Origin of the sequence: Mesorhizobium sp. M0923 (assembly GCF_040319365.1) — a bacterium.
Lineage (GTDB): Bacteria > Pseudomonadota > Alphaproteobacteria > Rhizobiales > Rhizobiaceae > Mesorhizobium.
On record NZ_JAMYNW010000008.1, the window covers coordinates 158,837 to 175,636 of the forward strand.

The window sequence follows — 16,800 nt, forward strand, 5'->3', positions numbered from 1 at the left end:
CGAAGTGGCGTAAGTTTCATATAGTGCGTTCATGCCGGAAATTCACCCGGCCAAATGCGAACGCACGGCTCTACCAGGCCGTAAGGCCCAAATGTCACGTTGCCGCGCTCAGGCGGCCTTTTCCCTGTTTGCCCGCCGCGCGACGATCGTCGCCAGCGCCGAACGGAACAGCTCGATGTCTTCAGCGCCGGTCGCGTGACCGATCGACACGCGCAACGCGCCAAGGCTGTCGCCATAACCCATGGCCTTCAGCACGTGACTAGGCCCGACCTTGCCCGATGAACAGGCCGATCCGGCCGACAGCGCCACACCGGCCAGGTCGAAGGCGATCTGCGCCGTCTCGGCCTTGATGCCGGCAATAGCGAAGAATGTGGTGTTGGCAAGCCTTGGCGCGCCGGTCCCGAAGAATTCGGCATCCGGAACCAGCGTTTTCACGATCGCCTCGATTTCGTCGCGACGTTGCCGCACCGCATCGATCGTTTGCAAGCCGGCAAGCGCCTCACGCGCCGCCGCGCCAAACCCGGCAATCGCCGCCAGGTTTTCGGTGCCGCCGCGATGGCCCTTTTCCTGGCCGCCGCCGCTGACCAGCGGCTTCGGCATCATCAAGTCCGACGCCGCGACAATGGCGCCGACGCCCTTGGGGCCGCCGATCTTGTGCGAGGAGAGAATCAGATAATCGGCGTAACCCGTTGACATATCGAGCGGAATGCGGCCGGCCGCCTGCACGGCATCGACCACCAGGATGCCACCCGCCGCCTTGACGATTTCAGCAATGCGGCCAACTGGCTGGATCACGCCGGTCTCGTTGTTGGCGGCGTGGATGGCTACCAGCGGCAAGCCGTCGGCCTTGTCATGCGCACCGAGCGCTGCCGCCAAGGCGTCGAACCTGACGATGCCATCGGCGTCGACGCCGATCCGCGTCAGCTGCGCGGCCGGGAAGCGCCCGCCATTCAGCAGGCAAGGATGATCGGCCTCGGACACGTAAAGCCGGCTCATGCGGATGGCGCCGCGCCCCATCTGCCAGTCCGGCGTCAGCAGCGTCGAGGCCGCTTCCGTAGCGCCGGAGGTGAACACGACATGCTCTGTTTTGGCGCTGACCAGTCGTGCCAGGTCGCGCCTAGCATCCTCGATCAGCCGCCGTGCAGCGCGGCCCTCGGCATGGACCGAGGACGGGTTGGCGGCGACGTCGAGCGCAGCGACCACGGCCGCGCGCGCCGAGGCAAGCAGCGGCGCGCTGGCGTTGTAGTCGAGATATGCGCGTGCTCCGGCCATTTCCGTCCAACTGGTCCCTTCAAAAGCCGTTTCGCGAAGATAGCGCGTTATTTCCTTGAAATTGCAAGGCAAGACGTCCTATTTACGCGGCTTGCGGCGCGGGTGGCCGAGCCACAGTTTTTGGCCGCCCAGTTTTGAACAATTCTAAACTAGCTTCTAGAAAGACGCTCGCCCTGCGTCAAGGCCAGAGGAAAAGTTGTTCCGGGCGCCGCGCAATTTATGCCAAGTGGAGTATTTCATGCCTGAGGTCATTTTCACCGGTCCGGCCGGCCGCCTGGAGGGTCGTTATCAGCCCTCGAAGGAAAAGAGCGCGCCGATTGCCATCGTCCTGCACCCGCACCCCCAGTTCGGCGGCACGATGAACAACAAGATCGTCTACGACCTCTTCTACATGTTCCAGAAGCGCAATTTCACCACGCTGCGCTTCAATTTTCGCGGTATCGGCCGCAGTCAGGGCGAATTCGACCACGGCACCGGCGAGTTGTCTGACGCCGCCGCGGCGCTCGACTGGGTGCAGTCGCTGCATCCAGATTCCAAGAGCTGCTGGGTCGCCGGCTATTCGTTCGGCTCGTGGATCGGCATGCAGCTCTTGATGCGCCGGCCCGAGATCGAAGGCTTCATCTCGATCGCGCCGCAGCCCAATACCTATGATTTCTCGTTCCTGGCGCCATGCCCGTCGTCCGGCCTGATCATCCATGGCGACGCCGACAAGGTCGCGCCGCCAAAGGACGTGCAGGGCCTGGTCGACAAACTGCACACGCAAAAGGGCATCACCATCACCCAGAAGACCTTGCCCGGCGCCAACCATTTCTTTGCCAACCATGCGGAGCTTTTGATCGAGGAATGCGCGGACTATCTCGATCGCCGGCTGGCCGGGGAGCTGTCCGACCCACGGCCGAAGCGGCTGAGATAGTCGGCGATGTACCAACCGCCTCACTTCCAGGAAACACGGCCGGACGTCCTGCACGGGCTGATCCGGGCGCATCCGCTTGGCCTGCTGGTGTCGAACGGCACCGAGGGGCCGGTCGCCAACGCAATTCCCTTTCTTCTAGACGCCGATGTGCCGCCGAACGGCAGGCTGCGCGCCCATTTGGCCAAGGCCAATCCGCAATGGCGGCTTTTGGCCGACAATCCCCTGGCGCCGGTGCTGGTCGTCTTCCAGGGCGCCGATGCCTATGTGACGCCGTCCTGGTATGAGACCAAGCGTGAAACCGGCAAGGTGGTACCGACCTGGAACTACGCCATCGTCCAGGTGCGCGGCATCGTCAAGGTGATCGAAGACCAGGATTGGTTGGCCGAGCAGATTTCCGATCTGACGATGTCGCAGGAGGGCAATCGCGCGGCGCCGTGGGCGGTGACCGATGCGCCGGCCCCCTTCATCCAGTCCCAGATCAAGGGCATTGTCGGCCTGGAGATCGCGATCACCGAAATCAGCGGCAAATGGAAAGTCAGCCAGAACCGGCCGGCCGCCGACCGCGTCGGCGTCGCCGAGGGGCTCGAGAGCGAGACCGTCAACTCGGCCGATATGATCGAACTGGTAAGGTCCTACGGCGGGCTGGACGGCAAGTAATCTCGATCGGCTTAGGCCGGTTGCGGGCTCAATCGACCTTGGTCATCGCCGCCTTGCGCTCGTTGGCGATCAGCCAGAGATTGCGGATATAGATCAACAGGCCCATGGCCTGGCCGGCGATGAACACCGGATCCTGACGCTGGATGGCGTAGATCAGCAGCAGGCCGCCGCCGAACAGCGAAAAAAACCAGAAGGCGATCGGCACGACACTGCGCTTGGCCTTTTCCGACGCCACCCACTGCACCAGAAAGCGCATGGTGAAGAAGAACTGGGCGACGAAGCCGAGCAGGACCCAGGCATCGAATTGCTTGACGAAAACATCGTGAAGCCAGGTCGCCAATTCCTGAAGCACGTTACCCATGCCTGATTTCCTCTACTTTGGGCATTCTGCGGCGCCTGCGGCGCAGCCACCAGACGCCGGCAAGATCGAGCACGCCCTGCAGGCCGCGATCGAAGATGCCGTAATTCGATTTGCCGTGGCGGCGGGAGCGGTCGACGACGTCGCAATGGACGACGCGGTAGCCCTCCTGGATGACCAGCGCCGGAACAAAGCGGTGGGTGCCGTCGAAGAACGGCAATTTCCTCAAAATATCGGTATGGATCGCCTTGAGGCCGCAGCCGGTATCCCGCGTCTCGTCATGCAAGATGGCCTTTCTCAGCCCGTTGGCGAAACGCGACGCCAGCTGCTTGATCTTGCTGTCGCGGCGCTTCAGACGCTGTCCCTGCGCAGCCCCGACGTCGGGACCAGCCTGCCGGAGCGCGTCGATCAACACTGGGATATAGCCGGGATCGTTCTGGCCGTCGCCGTCGATGGTGGCGATGATATCGCCGCGCGCTGCCCAGGCGCCCGAGCGTACCGAGAGCGACTGGCCGGCGGATTTCGCATGCCTGAGGTGGCGCAGCGGAAACGCGCGAAGCGCCGCCTGAGCGGCAAGGACCGAAGGCGTGTCGTCGGTCGAGCCATCGTCGACGACGATGACCTCGAAGTCGCGCCCAGCCATGGCAGCGCCGATCTCGTCGAGCAGAAGCGGCAGGTTCGCCGCCTCGTTCCGGCAAGGAATGACGATGGATATCTCCGGCATCTCGACTCTGTCACAGGATATGGCATTCGATCGATGCCGCGCGGTCCAGCGGATGAGGCCCGCTGGTGCGGCGCCTCATTACGCCAGCCGAAACGAGGACGCAAGCAGGCGCGCCGGAAGTGAAGGATGATCGCTTCAGGTTTGGATGGCCTCTCACGTTACCCGTTCCGGGGAGAGCCGCTTGTCTCGCGACGCGCGGCTCTCCCTTCTCCCTTGTGGGAGAAGGTGTCGCCGAAGGCGACGGATGAGGGGTGCTCCAGCTTGGCACCAACCGCGCTCTGTCCAGCACCCCTCAACCGTCTTGGCGCTGCGCGCCAGTCCACCTTCTCCCACAGGGGAGAAGGGAAGAGGGCGCGCTAAAACCGGATTCCACTTTTGCTGATCGCGCTTGAGTGCTAAACGCCCGCCTTCATGCATAGCCGAGCCACGTTCGGCCGGAAGCCTTTCAGGAAAGAAAAATGTCCGCCTTCAAATCCGATTTCCTGCGCACGATGAGCGAGCGCGGTTTCATCCACCAGACCTCGGACGATGCCGCCCTCGACCAGCTTTTCGCCACGGAAACGGTGAGCGCCTATATCGGCTTCGACGCGACCGCCAGGAGCCTGCATGCCGGGTCGCAGATCCAGATCATGATGCTTTACTGGTTGCAGCAGACCGGCCACCGGCCGATCGCGCTGATGGGCGGCGGCACCTCGATGATCGGCGATCCGTCGTTCAAGGACGAGGCGCGCAAGCTTTTGACGCCGCAGGACATCGAGAACAATCTGGCCGGCATCCGCCGCAACTTCATTCCCTACCTCAAATTCGGCAGCGGCCCCAACGACGCCGTCATGATCAACAATGCCGACTGGCTGATGGATATCAACTACGTCAATTTCCTGCGCGATGTCGGCAGGCATTTTTCGGTCAACCGCATGCTGGCCTTCGATTCGGTCAAGCTCCGGCTGGACCGCGAGCAGTCGCTGTCGTTCCTCGAATTCAACTACATGATCTTGCAGGCCTACGACTTCGTGGAGCTCTACAAGCGCCTCGGCTGCCGGCTGCAGATGGGCGGCTCCGACCAGTGGGGCAACATCGTCAACGGCATCGATCTCGGCCACCGCATGGAAGGCGCGCAGCTTTATGCGCTGACGACGCCGCTGCTCACCACTTCGTCCGGCGCCAAGATGGGCAAGTCGGCCTCGGGCGCGGTCTGGCTCGATGCGGAGATGTTGAGCCCGTACGAGTTCTGGCAATATTGGCGCAATACCGAGGATGCCGATGTCGGCCGTTTCCTGAAGCTCTACACGACCTTGCCGCTCGCCGAGGTCGCGCGCCTCGAACGGCTCGGCGGCTCGGAGATCAACGAGGCCAAGAAGATCCTCGCCACCGAAATCACCGCCATGCTGCATGGCCGCGAGGCGGCGGAGGAGGCCAGCGAAACGGCGCGCAAGACATTTGAGGAAGGCGCGCTCGCCGAAACACTGCCGACCGTCGAGGTGGGCAGGGCCGAGCTCGAAGCCGGCGTCGGAATATTGTCGCTGTTCGTCACCGCCGGGCTGGCTGGGTCAAACGGCGAGGCGCGGCGGCATATCCAGGGCGGCGCCGTGCGCCTCAACGACCAGCTCGTTGCCGACGATCGCAGGATGGTGACGCTGCAGGATATGGGCCTGGAAAATGTCGCAAAGCTGTCGCTCGGCAAGAAGAAGCACGTTCTGGTGCGGCCGGTTTGACGCGCAACCGTTGGTGCCGGCGGGACAGCGCCCCCCTCTGTCCTGCCGGACATCTCCCCCACAAGGGGGGAGATCGGCTTTCGCGCCGGCTTTCGCCAATCTACAACGTTGCAGGAAGAGCGCAGCGTGGAAGCTGCCAATCTCCCCACTTGTGGGGGAGATGTCCGGCAGGACAGAGGGGGGCGCGAAGGATCACTACAGAGCGTCGGTGTCCACCCGCCTACCCTGCCCGCCTACCCTGGCCGCCTCACCGATACTCGAAGATCGACCGGAATATCCCGGGCGCGATCACCGATAGCGGATTGACCTCCAGGTTGGGCTTGTTGGCGTTGCCCTTGAGCCTGTAGGTGACGCCGATCAGGCCGCGGTCGCGGCCGTTGCCGAGCAGCGCGCCGATCAGCGGCAGTTCGCCGAAGATGCGGTTTACGCCGTAGGCCGGCATGAACGTGCCGGTGATGTCCATATTGTTGTTCTGGTCGTAGAGCGTGCCCTGGAAGGTGGTGCCGATGCGCGAGCCGCGCAGCACGCCGTTGCGCAGCTTCAGATAGCCGCTGCCCTTCTCGATTTCGCTGAAACCGCGCTCGAACTTCACCCTCGACGTGTCGAGATTGCCTTTGACCGCCTCGTTGAGGCTACGGCTGTCGCCAGCCGGCGTCGTCGACACGATCGAGGCGAGCTTCGGCTCGTTGACGATAAAGAAGTTCTTGGCGTCGACTTGGCCTTTCATCGGCCCGTCGCCGGCCCCGGTGAGTGCCAGCGTGATCGAGCCGCCTTCCATGTGCTCGTAGATGTTAAGGAAGCGCAGTATGGCACCGGCATCGGCCGACTTCATGTTGAGCGCGCGCAGGCCGCCGCCGGTCGTATTGCTGATGGTGATCGCGGCTCCCGAATCTGCCGTGGCGCTCACCTTGAGCCCGTTCACCCTGGAGCCGGCGGCGCTGTAGTCGAGCTTCAGATTCGATAGCACCTCGTCATGGAAGCCGGTCAGGGAACTGACGTCGGCGCTGACCGAGATCGTATCGACGCCGGTGGTCTTGGTGGCGGTGTCGACGTCGGACGTGAATTGCTTGATCAGCGAGCGTGCGTCCAGCGCGCTGCCGCTAACCTCGACCGCATAGGCCTTGCCCGACCGCTTCACCGAGACGGCGACGTCGTCGCCCCTGTTCAACGTGACCTTGCTGAACCGGGCCGAGGACAAGGCGCCGTTGACCAGCACCGCGCTGCCGTCGATGGAGAAGGTCTTGCCGTCGAGTTCGAAATTGGACAGCGTCGTGGTGTCGCCGGTCTTCGCCATGGCGAAGGTGACCTTGGCGGGAATGCCGGGGCCCTTGCTCCAGCCGGCCCAGGGAATGTCCAGCCTGGCATTGGTCAGGTCGGCCGACACGTTCTGGTTGCCGGTGCCGCTCTTGTCGATCGCCACCTTGATGGTTCCGGAAAGCAGCGTCGACAGGCCAGGCATGGCGGTGGCGCGGGTCTTGTCGTCGAGCACCAGCGCTACTTTACGACTGCGCGGCGGGCCGCCATCCCTGAGCGGCTCGATCAGGTCGAGCTCGGCCGGAATGCCGTTGAGCAGCGCCTTGGCCGAGATCACCGCCCGGTCGGGTGCGACGGTGATCGAGCCGTCGGCATGGCTGACCGTCTGGCCCTCGAACGGCTTGGCCAGCGACAGGTCCTTGTAGTCGAGCGCCACCAGCCAATCGAGTTTGGAGGAGTCGACGCCGGACTGCAGCGGAATATCGGCCTTGACGTGGCCGGTCACCGTGCCGGACAGGTCGTCCGGCAGCAGGCCGACATGGCGCATGGCGTTGATCGGGTCATAGGATGCCAGTTCGGCGATCGCCGGCGCCTCGCCGGCGACATCGATGTCGAGCGCGCCGATCACCGGCGGATGGTTCGCCGCCTTGACGGTGAGCGTGCCGTTGCTTGCCGCCACGGTACGGCCGCTCGGCATATAGACGCTGCCCGAGGACAGCGCGACGTCGACGTCGTTGCCGTGGAAGCCGACAACGCCGACGGCATCGCGGATCGGCGGAATACGGCCGGCCGTGTCGAAGCGCGATCCTTCAACCTGGAATCGGCCGAAGACTTCATCGGCGGAAAGCGGCACGCCGTTGCCGAGCCGTCCGGGTACGACCTGGAATTGCAGGCTGCCATCGACGACGCGGCCGCCGAACAGGTTCTTAAGCACCCACAGCCTGGCATTGCGCGCCGAAAACCACGGCCATAATTGCTTGACGTGCGAGACCGGCATGTCGTGGACATTGAGCGCCACCGAAATGCCCGGCGCCTGGTTGGCGACGAATGAAACCGAAGCCGTGCCCAGCACTTCGCTGCCCGGTCCGGACCGGACGCCGATCTGCTCGGCGACCAGCTTTTGGCTCGTCGGCTGGTAGATGCCGGCAATACGGGCAATGAAGCTGAGCGCCGGTTCCGGCGAATCCGACGGCGCCAAGGTCGAACCGTCGCTGGTCAGGTCGTAGCGATAGGATGGCTCCTCGCCCGCTGTGCCGGTCGCCGGCTTCGGCCCGATCGAACCGGCAAAATCGAAGGTCGAGCGGCCGGTCTTCACCAGCAATCCATCGACCTGGATCTTGTTCGAACCGGCGACGAGCGTTGCATCGAGATCGACGTCGGCCGGAAGCAGGCCGCGCGAACCGAGATCGAGCACCGATCCGGTCAGCGACAGGGCAGCGGTCAGCCGCGAGCCGTTGTCGCCGGCCGCTTCCGACCCCGCCAGCTTCAAGGCGATTGCGCCCAATTTGCCACCTGCAGCCGCAGTGTCGGCGTCGGCCGCCTGGATGCTGGCGTCCAGCGTGGTGATGCGTCGCGTCGCCGGATCGCGGGTGGCGGAAGCGGCGATGGTGAGCGCCCTGCCGTCGACATCCGCGTCGGATGAAAACTCCATGCTTCCCGGTCCCGACTGCGACACGGAGGCGTCGGCGATGGTGACCGACTTGACCGATCCGTTCTCGGGCAGTGCCAGCTCGACGTTGCGCAGATCGATCTGGCGCACCGAATCCTCGCGCACCGCATCGAGCGCGCGGTTGACGTTGGCGAAGACGGCGACGGAAAGTTTTTCCGGATCGATGAGACCGTCCTGGTTGCGCAGCCCGGCCGTCCAGTCGCCGCCGGACGGCATTGCCGCCATGACGATGTGCGCGTCGGAAATCCGGGCGCTGGTGAGCCGCACCTCGCCCGAAAGCAGCGGGATGAGCCGGATGCCGAAGCGGACCCGGCCGGCATCGGCCATCGGTTTGCCGTCGGCGGTCTTGAGGCTGACGTCGCTGACCTGCAGCGCAATGAAGCTCGACCCGTCAAGCGTCAGCCGGGCCGGCCCGACGGCAACATCGACATCGAAGCCGGCCAATTTCTCGATTGCCGTCTCGGCTTCCGCGCGAAGCCGCTCCGAGCCGAAACCGGACACGCCGATCGCATAGACACCGGCCGCAGCCAGCAGCACAAGGGCGACGAGGCCGGCAAACAGCCGCGCCATCAAACGAACGCCGCGACCGATCGACGCCTGGCCGAGCGGCGGGACGCGGCACGCGGACGGAAAGGTTCCCAGGTCGGTGATCTCGTCACGCCTGAACCTGATCTTCTCGTGCTGCGGTAGCTCCTGATCCACGCAATCTTCCGTTGAAACGAATTCGATCGTGGACGAATCCCCGCTCGACATTATATCGATGCAGCCTGGCGCGTAACCTCAAACAAGGGCATCGGTATGGCTGACCTCGACGTGGGCGATGTTGCGCCGCAATTCGATCTTCCGCGCGACGGCGGCGGTTCACTCAGCCTCGCCGCATTGCTGGGAAAACCCATCGTACTCTATTTCTACCCACAGGACGACACCACAAGCTGCACCAGCGAGGCGATCGGCTTTTCGCAGTTGAAGCCGGAATTCGAAAAGGCCGGCGCTGTCGTCATCGGGCTGTCGCCGGACAGCGTCAAGAAGCACGACAAGTTCAAGGCGAAATACGATCTGAGCATCGACCTGGTCGCCGACGAAGAGCGCAAGGTGATCGAGGCCTACCATTTGTGGGTCGAAAAGAAGCTCTACGGCCGCATTTATATGGGCGTCGAGCGGGCGACGTTCCTGGTCGGCCGGGACGGACGCATCGCCAGGATCTGGCGTAACGTCCGCGTCAAAGGCCACGCCGAAGCGGTGCTGGAGGCGGTTCGCGCCCTTTGAGAGCTGCGGCACGCCGCTGCAATTCGATGCCCGTTTTGCGCGAATACCTTTGCCCGTCGTTCGGTCCGGCAAAACTTTGTTAACCCTAATAATGTGTAATCAGGCTCGTCGTTGGTGTCGTAACGAAAGCTTGGTCCCGTGAACGTAGCCAGTCAGTCAGCGGTCTTCGGCAGACGCAGAGAGCCCCACACCGTCATCATCGCCCGGGGCGACCAGATAAGGCATTTCACCATACGTCCGTGGCTGGCCGCATTTTGCGGCTCGGCGCTGGCGGCGATCGTCATTGGCTACCTGCTGGCGACCTCTTATCTGGTGCTGCGCGACGACCTGATCGGCGCCACGACGGCGCGGCAGGCGCGCATGCAGCAGGCCTATGAAGACCGCATCTCGGCATTGCGCGGCCAGGTCGACCGCATCACCAGCCGCCAGCTTCTCGATCAGCAGTTGATGGAAACCAAGGTCAGCGAATTGCTGGAACGGCAGAGCCAGCTCAGCCTGCGTCACGGCCGCCTCGGCCCGATCCTCGAACGAGCAGAAAATGAGGTCGCAACGCCGCCCGTGCCGACGGCAAAGCCGGACGAACATGCCGACGCGACCGGCAGCATCCAGCCGATGGCCTATTCCGTCGCCAGCCTTGCTGCCCCCCTTGCCAGCAACGACACGAGGCCGTTCTCGCTGTGGTCGACCCGCGCCAATCCGCTGCCGAGTGAAAGCGCGGCCGACCGGGCAGACAAGCTCTTCGTTTCGATCAACAACTCGCTGAAGACCATCGAGAGCCAGCAGCTCACCCGCATCGCGGCACTTGCCGACAATGCCTACAAGAGCGCCGACGCGATCTCGCAGGCGCTCGACGCCGCCGGCCTGCCGGTCGACAGCGAATTCGAAAAGAGCGATGTCGGCGGCCCGCTGATACCGCTCGACAGTTCGTTGGTCTTTGACAGCAAGGTCAAGGAGTTGGACGAGGCGCTTGACGCGCTGGATCATCTGAAAAAGGAGGCGCGCCGGCTGCCGCTCGCCAACCCCGCCCCCGGCCATAGCGTCACCAGCCCGTTCGGCGTGCGCACCGACCCCATCCTCGGCACGGCCGCCTTGCATTCCGGCATGGATTTCAGGGCGCCGGTCGGCATGCCGGCCAAGGTCACGGCAGCCGGCGTCGTCGTCAAGGCCGGCTGGAACGGCGGCTACGGCCGCATGGTCGAGGTCGACCACGGCAACGGTTTTGTGACGCGTTACGGACATCTCAGCAAAATCGACGTCGCCGTCGGCCAGAAGCTCGATGCCGGGGACATCATCGGCAAGACCGGCAACAGCGGCCGCTCGACCGGCCCGCATCTGCACTACGAGGTTCGCCACAATGGCGAGGCGATCGACCCGCTGCGGTTTTTGACCGTCGGCAAGAAGGTCGAGCGGTATCTCTAGGAGCCGGGCTGCTCCTCAGACGACCCAGCAATTGAGCGGCATCGGGCCGGCGCAGCCAGGCCAAGGCGGCCTCACCTAAGTATCCTCGGGCGATCGCCCTTCGCTCTATTCTCCCCAGCAAACATTCGGCTCCAGCCCTTGAGGGCCTCTGCCCCACAGCGTTGACTCCGACGCAGTTGTAGGATGATATGTATAAGCCTATGCCTCAGTCCAGCAGGCTTGTAATGACCGTTCATGGTATCCCGCCTGAAATTCTGAATGCTCTGGAGGGCGCTGTCGGACAAAGCGGCGTGACCGCCGACGCTGCCGGCATGGCGAAATACCTTTTGGACTGGTCCGGGGATCATCGCGGCGGAGCCCTTGCGGTGCTGAAGCCTGCTTCCGTCAGCGAAGTCCAGGCTGTGGCGCGGCTCTGCGGCACGCTCGGGCTCGGAATCATCCCACAGGGCGGGAACACGGGGCTGGTGGCGGGTGCAATCGACATCGACTCCCGTGGCGCGGTGGTCGTCAGTCTGGAGCGGTTGAACGGCATCCGTCTCGTCGACGCCGACAATTTCGTCCTGCAGGCCGATGCCGGCTGCATCCTGCAGCACATCAAGGATGCGGCAGAAGCAGAGGATTGCCTGTTTCCGCTGGCGCTCGGCGCGCAGGGAAGCTGCCAGATCGGCGGCAATGCGGCCAGCAATGCCGGCGGCACCAACGTGCTGCGCTATGGCATGGCGCGCGATATCATCCTCGGCCTCGAAGTCGTCCTGCCCGATGGCGAGTTGTGGAGCGGCTTTTCCGGCCTGCGCAAGGACAATCGAGGCTACGACCTGAAGCAGCTCTTCATCGGCAGCGAAGGAACGCTCGGCATCATCACCGGCGTCGAGCTCAAGCTGTTTCCGAAACCGGCCCGGGTCGAGACCGCTTATCTCGGTCTCGTTTCGTTCGAAGCGGCCATCACCCTGTTCCGGCAGGCTCGCCGGGCCTCATCCGATCTGATTTCGGCCTTCGAGATCATTGGATCGGAGTGCATCGCGCTCGCGCGCTTGATCGATGCCAACATCGTTTCGCCGGTCGAAGCTCCCGTCCACGTGCTGATCGAACTCTCCGCAAGTGCTACGGTCGATCTGCGCTCCATGCTGGTCGATTTCCTGGCCGGAGCCATTGAGAGCGGTCTGGTCGCCGAGGCCGTCCTTGCTGAAAGCGTCGCACAGGCCAGGGCCTTCTGGGCGATCCGCGAAGGGCTGGTCGAGGGCCAGGTAAGACGCGGCTACCATGTGCGCACCGACCTTGCGGTCAGGATATCGGACATCCCTGCCCTCATCGATCAGGCCCGCCAATTCGTGGCGCTGGAACATCCAGGCTGGCTGCCGCAGGCCTATGGCCATGCCGGCGACGGCAACGTCCATTTCAACGTCCTGCCACCGCTTGGGCTCGCCGAGGGGGAAGCTCGTGCCCAGGGCGCGGAGATCACTGCCGGACTCTACCAGATCGTCGGCGCGCTTGGCGGGTCGATCAGCGCCGAGCACGGCATCGGCCGCACCCGTCATCGCACTTTCTGGGCCGGCCTGGCGCCTGCCCATCGCCGGCTCGTCACGGCGCTCAAAACAACGATCGACCCTCAGGGATTGATGAATCCCGGCTGCCTTCTGCCATCGACGGAGACCTTTCCATGAAGCAAAGACTGGCCGCTATCGGCACGGTCGAGGCGCTGCCGCATCGCGTCGCCGCATTCCTCAGCCGCGAGATCGAATCCGGCGACCTCAATCCGGGCACGCGGCTGCCGACCGAGCAGCAGCTCTCGGAAAAATTCGGCGTCAGTCGCAATGTGGTGCGCGAGGCGATCGCTCAACTCAGGGCCGATGGCATGATCGAAGCCCGGCAAGGCGTCGGCGCCTTCGTGCTGGCGCCGGAGCAGCGCGCCTCGATCCGGATCGATGGCGAGGCGCTGAAAGCGACCGGGAATATGGAGCGGCTGTTCGAGCTGCGTTGCATACTGGAAGCCGAGTCAGCTGCGCTCGCCGCCGAACGGCGCGGGCAGGAGCACCTCGACGCAATCAAGGCGGCGCTAGACCGGATGAGCGGCGAGGAGCGCTGGGAAGAAGGCAGCATCGACGCCGACCTTTTGTTCCATCGCGAGATCGCACGGGCGACCGGCAACAATTACATCCACACCTTTATCTCCTTCGTTTGCGAGCAGATCCGCCGCTCGATCCACTACGCGCGCCTCACCAATCCGCTGCACGACCTGGTCGAAGTCAATGTCGGGGAGCATGTGCGCATCTACGAGGCGCTGGTCGCGGGCGATCCCACGGCCGCCGAGGCGGCGATGCGCGCCCACATCGTGGGCGCCGCCGACCGCGTCGGCGTCAAACTGCCAGCATCGCGCGCCGCGCACAGCACAGGGAGGTAGCCATGCCGGTCGGAGGCGCATATGCGATTTCGGACGTCTGCCTGCTCGTCGAAAATATCGAGCGGACGGTTGAATTCTATGTCGAAAAACTCGGCTTCCGCCTGCGGCGTCGCGCCGAGGGCTTTGCCGACTTTCATGGCGAGGGCGTCACGCTGGCGGCGTGGGAGATCGATCACATCAACCGGCACACCGGCGTCTCGAAGTTGAGGTCGCCGCGCCAGGCGCACAAGGTCTGCGTGGCGGTCAGGCTAGACGCGCCCGGCGAGATCGACCGGCTCCATGGCGAACTGGCAGCCAAGGGCGTGCCCTTCTACGGCCCGCCGGAGGATTATGTCTGGAACGCGCGCTGCGCATATTTCACCGATCCCGACGACACGCTTTGGGAACTATACGCCTGGCTCGACGGCGGCCCCGGCGACTATCACGACGAACAGCCGTAGACGACGCCGCGCCACGGGAACGGCGCGCAATGAAGAGACGAGAACGTCTTGCAACAGGAGCAAAAAATGAGTGGGAACAGAGACTACGACATGAACCGCCGCAGCTTCGTGAAAGCCGGCTTCGCCGCTGTCGCGGCAGCTTCGGCCGGAATGCAGCTCGTGCTGGCGCCGGGCGCCAAGGCTGCCGGAAAGGTCGTCATCCAGTATGATTGGCTGATGTCCAACGGACAGATTGGCGACATCGCCGCGGTCGCCAACGGCTATTTCAAGGAGGTGGGCCTCGAGGTGGAATTCAGCCCGGGCGGTCCCAATGCGGCGACGGTGCCGCCGGTGATTTCGGGCGCCGCACAACTCGGCCAGTTTTCCGAAACGCCGCAGCTCTACGCGGCGCGTGCCAGCGGCGTGCCGGTGAAGATCATCGCCTGTGGCTTCCGCACCGGTCCCTATGCCTTCACCTCGAAGCCTGCCAAGCCGATCCGCGGCGTGGCCGACCTCAAGGGCAAAAAGATCGGCATCCAGCCGACGGCGCGCTTCGTCATCGATGAGATCCTGGCCAAGAACGGCATTGATCCGTCCGAGGTCACCGTCGTCAATGTCGGCTTCGACAAGGCGCCGCTGGTGCGCGGCGACGTCGACGCGATTGGCGGATGGATCACCAACACCCAGGCGCTGAGCGTCGTCGGCGACGACAGGATCGATCTTCTGGTGCGCGACCTCGGGCTGAACTCCTATGCCGACGTCTATTTCGCTACCGACACAGCGATCGAACAGGATGCGGAAATGCTGGCGAAATTCATCGGCGCCGTCGCCAAGGGCTGGGGCTGGGTGCACGCCAATCCGCAGGAAGCCGTCAAGAAGATGGTCGAAGCCTATCCGGAAATGGACCTTGGCTGGGAGCAGAAGACGATCAATCTGGTGCTGAAACTCTCCTTTGACGGTGCAACCGCCAAGGACGGATGGGGAACCTTGGATCCCGCCTCGATCGAGGAGCAGCTGGCGCTGCTGGACAAGGTCGGCCAATACCCGAACGGCCGGCCCGCGGCAGCCGATGTCTACACCACCAAGATACTCGAATTGTCGGCCGCCGACCGACCCAAGCTCGACGCGCCCGCCGCTTGATGGCGAAGGCGATCGAGGCCCGCAGGCTGGATGTCGGCTATAGCGGCCGGCAGCCGGTGGTGAAAGTGCTCTCCGGTCTCGACCTGTCGGTCGAGGCCGGCTCCTTCCTGTCGATCCTTGGACCTTCGGGATGCGGCAAGTCGACGTTCCTCAGGGTGGTGGCCGACTTGCTCGATCCGCTCGGCGGCTCGATCACCGTGCTTGGCGACACACCGCATGCTGTCCGTTCGCGGCGCGATGTCGGTTTCGTCTTCCAGGACTCGACCCTGCTGCCCTGGCGCACCGTGCGCGACAACGTCCGCCTGCCGCTCGATGTCGGACAAGGCCGGCTTACCCGGACAATAGACGATCGAACCGACGAGCTGCTTGATCTGATGGGGCTTGCCGGGTTCGGTGAGCGTCTGCCGCACCAATTGTCCGGCGGCCAGCGCCAGCGCGTGGCGATCGCCCGGTCACTGCTCGGGCAACCCAGGCTGCTTTTGATGGACGAGCCCTTCGGTGCGCTGGACGAGATCACCCGCGACCGCCTCAACGACGAGCTTTTGTCGTTGTGGCGGCGCACCGGCGCGACCATCCTTTTCGTTACTCATTCGATCGCCGAAGCCGCCTATCTCGGAGAACGGGTCATCGTTCTCGCCGCCAATCCGGGCCGCCTGGCGAGAGACCTCGACATGCGGCCGTTCAAGCAGGCAGGCAACCGCTGTTCGCGCGAGGATCCGGCGATCGTTGCCGCGATGGCCGAACTGCGCGGCGCGCTGGAACAGGCCTCATGAGGCAGGCGCCCTTGCCATCGGCGCTGGCCGTCGCCCTGCCCGTTTTTGGCGCGGCCTCGATCCTGCTCGCCTGGCAGTTCCTGCTGCCATGGCTCGGCGTGCCGGCCTATATCGTACCGACGCCGACGGCCATATCAGGCGTGTTCCGGAAGAGTCTTGCTTTGCTGCTCAGCAATCTCTGGCCGACGCTGATCGAGGCGCTGGCGGGATTTGTCATCGGCAATCTTGCCGGTGTGCTGCTGGCGGTGCTGTTCGTGCACAGCCGCATCCTGCAGGCGGCCTATTTTCCGGTCGTGCTGTTCTTCAACACCATTCCCATCCTGGCGCTGTCGCCGATTATCATCCTGATCTTCGGGCTCGGCATGACGCCGAAGATCGTGATCGCGGCGGTGATCTGCTTCTTCCCGACGCTGGTCAACATGATCCGCGGGCTGGACTCGGCCAGCGACAACGAGCACGAACTGTTCCGGGTGCTATCGGCTACGCGCTGGGAGATCTTCTGGAGCCTGCGCCTGCCAAGAGCATTGCCGATGCTGTTCTCCTCGCTGAGAATTGCTTCGGCCACGGCCGTGATCGGCGCTATTGTCGGCGAGTGGATCGGGTCGGATAAGGGCCTCGGCGCGCTCATCATCCAGGCGACCTTTAACTATCAGTCGGACCGGCTCTATGCGGCAATCGTGCTGTCGTCGTCCTTGTCGATCGCGATGTTCTCAATCGTGGTTCTGCTGGAGCGCCGTGCCATCCGCTATTGACCATTCCGTCGAGCGGCCATCCGCCAGGTTCGCTGTGCGCGGGCTGTAAATTTATTTTTGAATTCCATTTGACT

General features: G+C 64.0%; 15 protein-coding genes. 11 read left to right on the forward strand and 4 right to left on the reverse strand.

What is annotated here, in order from left to right:
* Positions 1 to 108: 108 nt before the first annotated feature.
* On the reverse strand, positions 109 to 1,272 hold the full coding sequence (locus NKH89_RS16115; protein ID WP_352495792.1) for a cysteine desulfurase family protein: 1,164 nt from the start codon (positions 1,270 to 1,272) through the stop codon (positions 109 to 111).
* Between the two features lie 238 nt (positions 1,273 to 1,510).
* Between NKH89_RS16115 and NKH89_RS16120 the strand changes: the two genes are divergently transcribed.
* On the forward strand, positions 1,511 to 2,185 hold the full coding sequence (locus tag NKH89_RS16120) for an alpha/beta hydrolase (RefSeq protein WP_023717356.1): 675 nt from the start codon (positions 1,511 to 1,513) through the stop codon (positions 2,183 to 2,185).
* Positions 2,186 to 2,191: 6 nt separating this feature from the next.
* On the forward strand, positions 2,192 to 2,842 hold the full coding sequence (locus tag NKH89_RS16125) for an FMN-binding negative transcriptional regulator (protein ID WP_352495791.1): 651 nt from the start codon (positions 2,192 to 2,194) through the stop codon (positions 2,840 to 2,842).
* Positions 2,843 to 2,870: 28 nt separating this feature from the next.
* Here NKH89_RS16125 and NKH89_RS16130 read toward each other — a convergent pair whose 3' ends face one another.
* Positions 2,871 to 3,203 (reverse strand): lipid-A-disaccharide synthase N-terminal domain-containing protein, encoded by a 333-nt coding sequence (locus NKH89_RS16130; protein ID WP_023674681.1) that lies wholly within the window; start codon positions 3,201 to 3,203, stop codon positions 2,871 to 2,873.
* Positions 3,196 to 3,924: a glycosyltransferase family 2 protein gene (locus NKH89_RS16135; RefSeq protein ID WP_352495790.1), complete on the reverse strand. Its 729-nt coding sequence runs from the start codon at positions 3,922 to 3,924 to the stop codon at positions 3,196 to 3,198. Before NKH89_RS16135 ends, NKH89_RS16130 begins: the two co-directional genes overlap by 8 nt.
* Positions 3,925 to 4,382: 458 nt before the next feature.
* Here NKH89_RS16135 and tyrS point away from each other — a divergent pair, with 458 nt between their 5' ends.
* On the forward strand, positions 4,383 to 5,636 hold the full coding sequence (gene tyrS, locus NKH89_RS16140) for a tyrosine--tRNA ligase (RefSeq protein WP_352909310.1): 1,254 nt from the start codon (positions 4,383 to 4,385) through the stop codon (positions 5,634 to 5,636).
* 247 nt (positions 5,637 to 5,883) lie between these two features.
* On the opposite strand, the gene NKH89_RS16145 is transcribed toward tyrS, so the two are convergent.
* Positions 5,884 to 9,261 (reverse strand): hypothetical protein, encoded by a 3,378-nt coding sequence (locus tag NKH89_RS16145; protein WP_352909312.1) that lies wholly within the window; start codon positions 9,259 to 9,261, stop codon positions 5,884 to 5,886.
* A gap of 96 nt (positions 9,262 to 9,357) precedes the next feature.
* Here NKH89_RS16145 and NKH89_RS16150 point away from each other — a divergent pair, with 96 nt between their 5' ends.
* The 8 genes from NKH89_RS16150 to NKH89_RS16185 all read left to right on the forward strand — a co-directional run bounded on the left by NKH89_RS16150 (position 9,358) and on the right by NKH89_RS16185 (position 16,726).
* Positions 9,358 to 9,825 carry a peroxiredoxin gene (locus NKH89_RS16150; RefSeq protein ID WP_023717351.1) on the forward strand — a complete coding sequence of 156 codons (468 nt, stop codon included), beginning with the start codon at positions 9,358 to 9,360 and terminating at the stop codon, positions 9,823 to 9,825.
* 138 nt (positions 9,826 to 9,963) lie between these two features.
* Complete coding sequence (locus NKH89_RS16155) at positions 9,964 to 11,244, forward strand: M23 family metallopeptidase (protein WP_352909313.1); 1,281 nt, start codon at positions 9,964 to 9,966, stop codon at positions 11,242 to 11,244.
* 224 nt (positions 11,245 to 11,468) lie between these two features.
* The gene (locus NKH89_RS16160) at positions 11,469 to 12,905 is read left to right on the forward strand and encodes an FAD-binding oxidoreductase (protein WP_352857715.1); all 1,437 of its coding nucleotides are present in this window, start codon (positions 11,469 to 11,471) and stop codon (positions 12,903 to 12,905) included.
* A complete protein-coding gene (locus tag NKH89_RS16165) occupies positions 12,902 to 13,642 on the forward strand; it encodes a FadR/GntR family transcriptional regulator (protein ID WP_352481187.1) in 741 nt (246 codons plus the stop codon). Before NKH89_RS16160 ends, NKH89_RS16165 begins: the two co-directional genes overlap by 4 nt.
* 2 nt (positions 13,643 to 13,644) lie before the next feature.
* Positions 13,645 to 14,082 (forward strand): VOC family protein, encoded by a 438-nt coding sequence (locus tag NKH89_RS16170; protein ID WP_023717347.1) that lies wholly within the window; start codon positions 13,645 to 13,647, stop codon positions 14,080 to 14,082.
* Positions 14,083 to 14,172: 90 nt separating this feature from the next.
* Positions 14,173 to 15,201 (forward strand): ABC transporter substrate-binding protein, encoded by a 1,029-nt coding sequence (locus NKH89_RS16175; protein WP_352857728.1) that lies wholly within the window; start codon positions 14,173 to 14,175, stop codon positions 15,199 to 15,201.
* The gene (locus NKH89_RS16180) at positions 15,201 to 15,974 is read left to right on the forward strand and encodes an ABC transporter ATP-binding protein (protein ID WP_352481188.1); all 774 of its coding nucleotides are present in this window, start codon (positions 15,201 to 15,203) and stop codon (positions 15,972 to 15,974) included. The genes NKH89_RS16175 and NKH89_RS16180 overlap by 1 nt, the downstream gene beginning before the upstream one ends.
* The gene (locus tag NKH89_RS16185) at positions 15,971 to 16,726 is read left to right on the forward strand and encodes an ABC transporter permease (RefSeq protein WP_352481189.1); all 756 of its coding nucleotides are present in this window, start codon (positions 15,971 to 15,973) and stop codon (positions 16,724 to 16,726) included. The genes NKH89_RS16180 and NKH89_RS16185 overlap by 4 nt, the downstream gene beginning before the upstream one ends.
* Positions 16,727 to 16,800 lie beyond the last annotated feature (74 nt).

Bases quoted from the DNA above. Each gene is read 5' to 3' on its own strand.
- NKH89_RS16120 (WP_023717356.1), top strand. From the start codon at position 1,511: ATGCCTGAGGTCATTTTCACCGGTCCGGCCGGCCGCCTGGAGGGTCGT.
- NKH89_RS16180 (WP_352481188.1), top strand. From the start codon at position 15,201: ATGGCGAAGGCGATCGAGGCCCGCAGGCTGGATGTCGGCTATAGCGGC.
- NKH89_RS16150 (WP_023717351.1), top strand. From the start codon at position 9,358: ATGGCTGACCTCGACGTGGGCGATGTTGCGCCGCAATTCGATCTTCCG.
- NKH89_RS16175 (WP_352857728.1), top strand. From the start codon at position 14,173: ATGAACCGCCGCAGCTTCGTGAAAGCCGGCTTCGCCGCTGTCGCGGCA.
- NKH89_RS16160 (WP_352857715.1), top strand. From the start codon at position 11,469: ATGACCGTTCATGGTATCCCGCCTGAAATTCTGAATGCTCTGGAGGGC.
- NKH89_RS16135 (WP_352495790.1), bottom strand. From the start codon at position 3,924: ATGCCGGAGATATCCATCGTCATTCCTTGCCGGAACGAGGCGGCGAAC.
- NKH89_RS16165 (WP_352481187.1), top strand. From the start codon at position 12,902: ATGAAGCAAAGACTGGCCGCTATCGGCACGGTCGAGGCGCTGCCGCAT.
- tyrS (WP_352909310.1), top strand. From the start codon at position 4,383: ATGTCCGCCTTCAAATCCGATTTCCTGCGCACGATGAGCGAGCGCGGT.
- NKH89_RS16170 (WP_023717347.1), top strand. From the start codon at position 13,645: ATGCCGGTCGGAGGCGCATATGCGATTTCGGACGTCTGCCTGCTCGTC.
- NKH89_RS16130 (WP_023674681.1), bottom strand. From the start codon at position 3,203: ATGGGTAACGTGCTTCAGGAATTGGCGACCTGGCTTCACGATGTTTTC.
- NKH89_RS16185 (WP_352481189.1), top strand. From the start codon at position 15,971: ATGAGGCAGGCGCCCTTGCCATCGGCGCTGGCCGTCGCCCTGCCCGTT.
- NKH89_RS16125 (WP_352495791.1), top strand. From the start codon at position 2,192: ATGTACCAACCGCCTCACTTCCAGGAAACACGGCCGGACGTCCTGCAC.
- NKH89_RS16115 (WP_352495792.1), bottom strand. From the start codon at position 1,272: ATGGCCGGAGCACGCGCATATCTCGACTACAACGCCAGCGCGCCGCTG.